The following is an 8,820-nucleotide window of genomic DNA, read 5'->3' as shown; positions in this document are numbered from 1 at the left end:
TTGTCAATTGCTTGACGGTTCGTTTCTTTTACCCAGTCAACTTTCTTATTTCTAAGAAGTTAACCGCTTCTTGTACTACTTGTCTGTTTATGTAAAATCTTTCAAAGAACTCTTTCTTTATTGCTAAGAGAAAGTGCATTTCTCAAAAGCGAGTGCAAAAGTACTAACTATTTTTCATTCCACCAAATCTTTTCGCAAAAAAGTTGAGATTTTAGCTGTATTTTAACATATATAAACAAATAAGCCCATTTTAGAAGCTATTTCTGCCTATTTTAAAGGACTACATAAAAACTACATTTCAAATTAGGAAATACACCTGTGATAGATTTAACTAGGAGCATGTAGAATAGAGAGACATGCATACGAATTTTCCTTCTTTATTATAATGTACGCGCGCAATAACATATTTTTTATCTTATCTAAACCTACACAAGCATCCCCCTAAACATTCTATCCAGCTATGCACTTAACAATAAATCCACTTATTTTTCTATATTTTTTAATTCTTGATTCCATTTCAATAGTTTTTACCACTCTTTCCACCCTCTTTCTTGATGAGCATGTGGTAGAGACCATCGCTCTTCAGGAAATCGATACCATAGTTGTCCCATTTGTGACTCTTGCGCACGCACATATCGGTGGTAACCATGATGTATCCTTTACCATTATGCATACGGGTGATGTAAGCATCACGGGTTCCGCCTTTAATGCGGGCATGCTCTTCTGGATTGAAGATAGGGTTGCCGCCATTGATGTCCTGATAGTTGTAACCATCACGGGAAATAGCGTAGGCTGTCCACTCCCCCTTATCGCTCATATGACAATAGAGATAACCATAATTTCCCTTTACAAGATTCTGTGCAGTCATTGGCATAGAGGCCGCCAACGCCAAGAGAACAGCTGATAATTTCTTTTTCATTGTGCTCAGAAGACAAAGGAGAGGGAGGAAAGAAAAAGGGAGGAAAGCCTCATCACTGAGGTCAACCTCCCTACACTTATAGTTAAAAATAACCGATTTATTTGTTCAGGAACTTATCTACCTGGGCAGCAATCTTTCTGCCGCTTGCCATGGCGCGTACTACCAGAGAGGCACCGCTTGCTGCATCGCCTGCCACGAATACATTCTCGGCAAATTCAGGCTGCTGTGGCTTCAGGAAGCCCATGGCCAGGAATACGGCCTCTGCCTTGATGATTTCCGGCTCGCCTGCCTCTACCATCAGTGGACGACCACCCTCAGGGTTTGGTTTCCAATCAATAGGCTGAACCTTCACGCCTGTCAACTTGCCATTCTTTCCGAGGAACTCCAGAGAGTTGATGTTCCAGCGGCGAGTACAGCCTTCCTCATGACTTGAAGTGGTCTTCAGGGTGCGAGGCCAGTTTGGCCAAGGATTCTTAGGATCCTCAGGGCCTTCTACAGGCTTCGGCATGATTTCTATCTGGGTTACGCTCTTGCAACCCTGACGATGAGCAGTACCGATACAGTCGGAACCCGTATCACCACCACCGATTACCAACACATCCTTGCCCTTGCAGTTAACCAGTTCGTCCTTAGAGAACTCCATACCGGCAAGGATACGATTCTGTTGAGAAAGCAGTTCGAGGGCGAAATAAACACCCTTCAGCTCTCTTCCAGGAATCTTCAGGTCGCGTGCCGTTGGCGTACCGGTAGATACCACATAGGCATCGAAGCCTTCTGGCAATTTAGTTACATCAATCTGCTGATTGTATCTGAACTCGATGCCCTCCTCTTCGAGAAGACGAAGACGGCGGTCGATGATGCTCTTGTTAAGTTTGAAGTTAGGAATACCATAACGCAACAGACCACCGGCATTCTCACGTGCCTCGAATACTGTTACCTTATATCCCTTATGGTTCAACTGGTTGGCAGCTACCAATCCCGCAGGACCGGCACCGATGACAGCCACCGTCTTGCCATTACGCTCAGGAATCTCAACATGTACATAATCCTCAGAGAAGGCGTGCTCCACGATGGCACACTCATCCTCACGGTTGGTGGTTGGCTCATGATCCATGAGATTCAATACACACGCCTTCTCACAGAGTGCAGGACAGATGCGTCCTGTGAACTCCGGGAAGTCGTTGGTGGAATTGAGGAGACGGTAAGCCTGCTCCCAATCGCCCTTGTAGAGGGCATCATTCCACTCCGGTGCCTTGTTGCCCAGCGGACAAGCCCAGTGGCAGAAAGGCACGCCACAATCCATGCAACGTGAAGCCTGCTGTCGGCGGTCGTTGCTATTCAAAGTCTGTTCTACCTCGCTGAAGTCGAGGATTCTATCGTGAATTGGTCTATAACCTGCTTCCTTGCGAGGTATAGTCAAAAATGCTTTTGGATTTCCCATCTTTTTTCTAATTTTAAAATTAGTAATCTCGCTGCATATCCGCAATCTTCTGCTGCAACTTCTTTACCTGTTCCTCCTGGAGAACTCGCTTGTACTCGATTGGCACTACCTGGATGAAATCCTCTACGTAGTGGTTCCAGTCGTCGAGCATGGTACGGGCAAGCTTACTGCCGGTGTAGAGATAATGCTGACGGATCAGCTCGTGCAACTCCTTGCGATAGGTGCTGTCCTCCACGAGGTTGATCTCCACCATATCCATGTTACAGAAGTAATCGAAGTTGTGGTTCTTATCCCATACATAGGCAACACCACCACTCATACCAGCGGCGAAGTTACGGCCGGTTTCACCGAGCACTACTACTCTACCACCCGTCATATACTCGCAGCAGTGGTCGCCAGCACCCTCAATCACGGCGATGGCACCGGAGTTACGAACACCGAAGCGCTCGCCTACCTTACCATTGATATACAACTCACCGCTTGTGGCACCATACAATCCGGTGTTACCGGCGATGATGTTATCCTCGGCAGAGAAGTTGCTGCGGATAGGAGGAAGGATGGAAACACGACCTCCTGAAAGTCCCTTGGCGAAATAGTCATTGGTCTCACCCTCGAGCTTGAAATCTACTCCCTTCACCAGGAAGGCACCGAAGCTCTGACCTGCAGAACCCTTGAACTTCACGTTCACGGTCTTGTCTGGAAGACCAGCCTCACCATATTTCTCGGCAATCATACCGCTCAGCATCACACCGGCAGCACGGTCGGTATTCTTGATGGCAAAATCGAGGTTCACTTCTTCCTGATTCTCGATGGCACGCTGTGCACCACGAATCAACTGCTGGTCGAGTACATTGTCGAGGTCATGAATCTGCTCGGTAGTATGATAGAGCGAGCAATGACCTGTCTCACGATGCAAGAGACGGGAGAAATCGAGCAAGTCGGCCTTCTCCTTGATGCTCTTGGCCACCTCTGGCTCTACGGCATCAGCACCCTCGGTAGGAACAACCTCCTCATCCTTCTTGCGGACAATGAGCTCGGTATGACCGATGATATCGTTCAATGAGGTGTACCCCATCTCAGCCAGATACTCACGAACCTCCTCGGCGAGGAAGCGGAAGTAGTTGATAAGATACTTGTAGCTGCCACGGAAGTGCGCACGGAGCTTAGGATCCTGTGTAGCAACACCCATAGGACAGGTATTCAGATTACACTTACGCATCATGACACAACCCAATACGATGAGGGCGGCAGTACCGAAACTGAATTCCTCAGCACCGAGCAAAGCCATCAGGATGATGTCACGACCGCTCTTCAACTGACCATCTACCTGCAGACGAACCTGACCACGAAGACCATTCTTCACAAGAGTCTGCTGGGTTTCAGAAAGTCCGATTTCAGGAGAGATACCAGCGAAACGCATACTTGATGCAGGGCTGGCACCTGTACCACCCTCAGCACCAGAGATAACGATGAGGTCGGCCTTTGCCTTAGCCACACCGGCAGCGATGGTACCCACACCACTCTCAGCAACCAACTTCACAGAGATAGCCGCCTTAGGGTTTACATTCTTGAGGTCGAAGATGAGCTGAGCCAAATCCTCGATACTGTAGATATCGTGATGAGGTGGAGGAGAAATCAAGCTGATGCCAGGGATAGAGTGACGGGTCTTGGCGATGACCTCGTTAACCTTGAAGCCAGGCAACTGACCACCCTCACCCGGTTTAGCACCCTGTGCCACCTTGATCTGGATTTCCTCTGCATTTACCAAATATTCTGTAGTCACACCGAATCGACCGGAAGCCACCTGCTTGGTCTTGCTTGAGAGGCTGATGCCATCCTGTGTAGAATGGAATCGTTCGTTATCCTCACCACCTTCACCGGTATTGCTTCGGGCACCGAGGGCGTTCATGGCGAGTGCCATTGCCTCGTGAGCCTCTTTGGAGAGGGCACCGAAACTCATCGCACCGGTAACGAAGTGCTTCACGATTTCCTCTACCGGCTCCACCTTATCTATAGAGATAGGATTCTTGCGGAAGCTGAAGAAGTCGCGGATGAAGATAGGCTCCTGCTTATCGTCAACGAGATGTGTATATTTCTTGAAGAGATCATAATCGCCCTTGCGGGTTGCGAGCTGCAGGGTGGCGATGGTCTCTGGGTTCCAAGCGTGCTTGATACCGTCCTTGCGGTAGTGGAACTGTCCCATACTTGGCAGGAACTCGAGCTTCTTGATCTCGAATGCCTTGTCGTGCAGGCGGATGGCATCACGGGCGATGGTCTCAAGTCCGATACCGCCGATAGTGCTCACCTCTGTTCCGAAGTAGCTCTTCAGGAGGCTCTCGCTCAAACCGATGCTCTCGAAGATCTTGGCACCACGATAGCTTCGGATGGTAGAGATACCCATCTTAGCCATAATCTTGAACAAGCCCTTCTTCACAGCCTTGATGTAGTTCTGCTCGGCTGTATGGTAATCCTCCTGAATCTTTCCCTTCTTGACCAGGTCGTCGAGGATGGCGTATGTCAGATATGGACAGAGGGCTGATGCACCGTAACCCAGCAACAGGGCTGCGTGCATTACCTCACGAATCTCACCGCTCTCAACGATGAGGGCTGTCTGCACACGCTTGCCGGCATCAATCAGATAATGATGTACGGCGCTTACTGCGAGTAATGATGGGATGGCGGCATGAGTCTCGTCCACACCACGGTCGGAGAGGATGATATAGTTGTAACCATCATCCACGCTCTGTGCTGCCTGCTTGCAGAGTTCATCCAGAGCCTCATGCAGTCCTTCTTCGCCCTTGGCGGTTTCGAAGAGCATGTGGAGCTTGACGGTATTGAATCCCTTGTAGCGGATATTCTGAAGGATATCCAGCTGGGTATTGGTCAGGATAGGATGTGGCAAGCGAACCATCTTGCAGTTGCTTTCGTCCGGGTTCAGAATGCCGGAACCCACTCTACCGATATACTCGGTAAGACTCATCACGAGGTTCTCACGGATGGAGTCGATGGCAGGGTTGGTAACCTGAGCAAACTGCTGACGGAAGTAGTTGAAGAAGATCTGTGGCTGGTCGGAAAGTACGGCAAGCGGAGTATCATTACCCATAGAAGCAGTAGGTTCCTGACCCTTGGTAGCCATTGGGATGATAGTACCGTCGATATCTTCCTCGCCAAAGCCGAATTCCAATTCCTTGCGAGTGAGGTTATCCACACCATTTTCCACCTTACGACCACTGCGAAGTTTCTCCAGTTCAATACGGTTGGTGTTCAACCACTGGCGATATGGATGCTGGGCAGCCAGGCGCTCCTTGATTTCACCATCGTAGTAGATCTTACCTTCCTGTGTATCGATGAGGAGAATCTTACCAGGCTGCAGACGACCCTTCTCGGCAATCTCAGTAGGATCGAAATCCATCACACCTACCTCAGATGCGACTACCATCATATCGTTCTTGGTGATGGTGTAGCGGGCAGGGCGCAAACCATTTCTATCGAGCATACCACCGGCGTAGCGGCCATCGCTGAAGAGCAGGGCGGCAGGACCATCCCATGGCTCCATCAGGATAGAGTGGTACTCATAGAATGCCTTCAGATCCTCAGAGATAGGGTTCTTGTCATTGAAGCTCTCAGGCACCATGACAGCCATGGCATGAGGCAATGACAAACCGCTCATCACGAAGAACTCGAAAACATTATCGAGGCTGGCAGAGTCACTCATGTTAGGCTGAACGATAGGAGAAATCTCACGGATATCGCCCAAAGCCTCACTGCTCAACACACTCTCACGAGCCTTCATCCAGGCACGGTTGCCACGGATGGTGTTGATCTCACCATTATGGGCAAGGAGACGGAATGGCTGCGCCAGACTCCATGTTGGGAAGGTGTTGGTAGAGAAGCGGGAGTGAACCAGAGCCAGACCGCTTGTGAAATAATTATTGGTCAAGTCAGGATAATATTGGCGCAACTGGAGGCTGCTCAACATACCCTTATATACGATGTTCGAATTAGACAACGAACAAATATAGAAATCAGGATCACTGACACGTTTCTCAATACGTTTACGGATAAGATAGAGGGTGCGCTCAAAGACAGGCACCTTATCATCTGTAACACCTGTGATAAACACCTGTTTGATAGCTGGTTCGTTACTCGAAGCAGCCTCACCCAAACAATCAGGGTTAGTAGGCACATTGCGGAGATGCATCAGCTGCAATCCCTCGCGTTCAATTTCCTCAATCATGATAGAGAGAATATCCTGCTGTTTCTTCTCATCCTTAGGCAAGAAGACGAGACCCGTACCATATTTACCTTTTTCTGGCACTGGGATACCCTGAAGAAGAATAAACTCATGTGGAATCTGGAGCATGATACCGGCACCATCACCCGTCTTGTTATCGGCACCCTCTGCACCACGATGACGCATGTTCTCGAGTACCTTCAAGGCGTTATCAACCAGCTCATGACTCTTGTTACCGTGGATATTCACCACCATACCTACGCCACACGCATCGTGCTCATAGGCTGAACTGTACAATCCTTTTTCCATTTCTTGTTCGTTTTATATCGGTTATTTCTAACTATTTTTATTACTTAAATATGAAGTGCAAAGTGATTCTTCACTCTTCACTTATTTATACGCCTGTTCGTGAACTCCCGCCACGGCTCTGCCGCTAGGGTCGTTCTGGTTCTTGAATGAGGCATCCCAGGCAAGGGCTTCGGCTGTAGAACATGCTACGCTTGGCACACTAGGTACGCTCTTGGCAGCGCTGTCGCTTGGGAAATGCTCGGCGAAGATAGAACGATAATAATACTCCTCCTTATTCTGTGGAGGGTTGATAGGGAATCGCTCAGCAGCATGCGCCATCTGCTCATCGCTGACGGCAGATGCGGTAATCTGCTTCAGGGTATCAATCCATGAATAGCCCACACCATCTGAGAACTGCTCCTTCTGGCGCCATGCCACTTCTTCAGGAAGCAGATCGGCGAAAGCCTCACGAACCACCTTCTTCTCGATGGTCTTATCCGGACACATCTTCAATACCGGGTTCATGCCCATGGCTACATCCAGGAACTCCTTGTCAAGGAAAGGCACACGGCCCTCGATGCCCCATGCAGCCAGACTTTTGTTGGCTCTCAGGCAATCGTAGAGATAGAGCTTGCCCAGCTTGCGCACGGTTTCCTCGTGGAAAGCCTTGGCATCAGGTGCCTTGTGGAAGTAGAGATAGCCTCCGAACACCTCGTCGGCACCCTCGCCCGAAAGCACCATCTTGATACCCATGCTGCGGATGACTCTCGCCAGCAGATACATCGGGGTAGAGGCACGCACGGTGGTTACATCGTAGGTCTCGATGAAGTAGATGACATCGCGGATGGCATCCAAACCCTCCTGGATGGTGTAGTTGATTTCGTGATGCACGGTTCCGATGTGCTCGGCTACCAGTCGTGCCTTTGCCAAATCAGGCGCACCCTTCAAACCTACGGCGAAGGAGTGCAGACGTGGCCAGTAGGCCTTGGTTTCGCCACCGTTCTCCACACGGGTAGAAGAATATTTCTCGGCTATGGCAGAGATGACAGAAGAATCAAGACCACCACTGAGAAGGACACCATAAGGAACATCACTCATCAACTGACGTTTGACAGAAGCCTCCAAAGCATCATGAATCTCTTTCACTGCCGCTTTCTCCTGAGGTTCAGCATCCTTCAGCTGTTCTTCAGCCTTCTTGGCATCATCAATCTGATATTTTTTCTGCATGGCAGCATACTCAAACCAATCGCGTGTATAGTAACGCTTCATGCCAGGGTTCTTGCTATAATAATAATGGCCCGGGAGGAATGGCTCGTAGTGGTCGCACTGACCTTCCAAAGCCTTCAACTCGCTTGCCACCAGCACTTTTCCATCCTTATCATAACCAATATAAAGAGGAATAACACCGATAGAGTCGCGGGCGATGAGAAACTCATCACGTTCGGCATCGTAAAGGGCGAAGGCAAAGATACCGTTCAGCTCTTCAAGCATCTTGGAGATACGGGCGTGGAGCGCATCCTCACCTTTATATATTAAGGAATCAAAGTCGGAATCTGCTCGCATCTCACGATAGAGAGAAAGAATCACCTCGCAGTCGGAACCAGTCTGATACTGGTACTTTCCGGCAAAACGGGCACGGATATCCTGATGATTATAAATCTCACCGTTTACGGCAAGCACCTGTTTCTTGTCTGGTGCAAACAAAGGTTGGCGACCACTTTCAGGGTCAACAATACTCAGACGCTCATGTGCCAGGATAGCAGAACCACCACAGTAGATTCCACTCCAGTCTGGTCCGCGATGGCGAATCTTCTGGCTCATACGAAGCGCTTGCTGTCGCAATTCAGGAGTCTGCTCCTGAATATTGAAGATAGATACGATTCCACACATAAATCTTTTCCTTTCTTTTACGGTTATTTTTAACTATTATTCTCTCTT

Annotated in this window: 4 protein-coding genes; all 4 read right to left on the bottom strand. The window is 49.2% G+C overall.

What is annotated here, in order from left to right; translation table 11 throughout:
* Window positions 1-517: 517 nt before the first annotated feature.
* The 4 genes from NNC77_RS13915 to asnB all read right to left on the bottom strand — a co-directional run bounded on the left by NNC77_RS13915 (window position 518) and on the right by asnB (window position 8,772).
* Window positions 518-919 (bottom strand): hypothetical protein, encoded by a 402-nt coding sequence (locus NNC77_RS13915; protein WP_334641699.1) that lies wholly within the window; start codon window positions 917-919, stop codon window positions 518-520.
* 97 nt (window positions 920-1,016) lie between these two features.
* Complete coding sequence (locus NNC77_RS13910; RefSeq protein WP_006848361.1) at window positions 1,017-2,360, bottom strand: glutamate synthase subunit beta; 1,344 nt, start codon at window positions 2,358-2,360, stop codon at window positions 1,017-1,019.
* 19 nt (window positions 2,361-2,379) lie between these two features.
* Complete coding sequence (gltB, locus tag NNC77_RS13905) at window positions 2,380-6,903, bottom strand: glutamate synthase large subunit (protein WP_254971377.1); 4,524 nt, start codon at window positions 6,901-6,903, stop codon at window positions 2,380-2,382.
* Window positions 6,904-6,984: 81 nt separating this feature from the next.
* Entirely contained in the window at window positions 6,985-8,772 is a 1,788-nt protein-coding gene (asnB, locus tag NNC77_RS13900; RefSeq protein WP_254971379.1) for an asparagine synthase B, read from the bottom strand.
* Window positions 8,773-8,820 lie beyond the last annotated feature (48 nt).

The sequence above is a fragment of the Segatella copri genome, assembly GCF_024330485.1.
Classification (GTDB): Bacteria; Bacteroidota; Bacteroidia; order Bacteroidales; family Bacteroidaceae; genus Prevotella; species Prevotella copri_L.
Note: the sequence above shows the minus strand (reverse complement) of the source record. Positions and strands in the feature narration are given on the sequence as shown.

Bases quoted from the DNA above. Each gene is read 5' to 3' on its own strand.
- gltB (WP_254971377.1), bottom strand. From the start codon at position 6,903: ATGGAAAAAGGATTGTACAGTTCAGCCTATGAGCACGATGCGTGTGGC.
- asnB (WP_254971379.1), bottom strand. From the start codon at position 8,772: ATGTGTGGAATCGTATCTATCTTCAATATTCAGGAGCAGACTCCTGAA.
- NNC77_RS13910 (WP_006848361.1), bottom strand. From the start codon at position 2,360: ATGGGAAATCCAAAAGCATTTTTGACTATACCTCGCAAGGAAGCAGGT.
- NNC77_RS13915 (WP_334641699.1), bottom strand. From the start codon at position 919: ATGAAAAAGAAATTATCAGCTGTTCTCTTGGCGTTGGCGGCCTCTATG.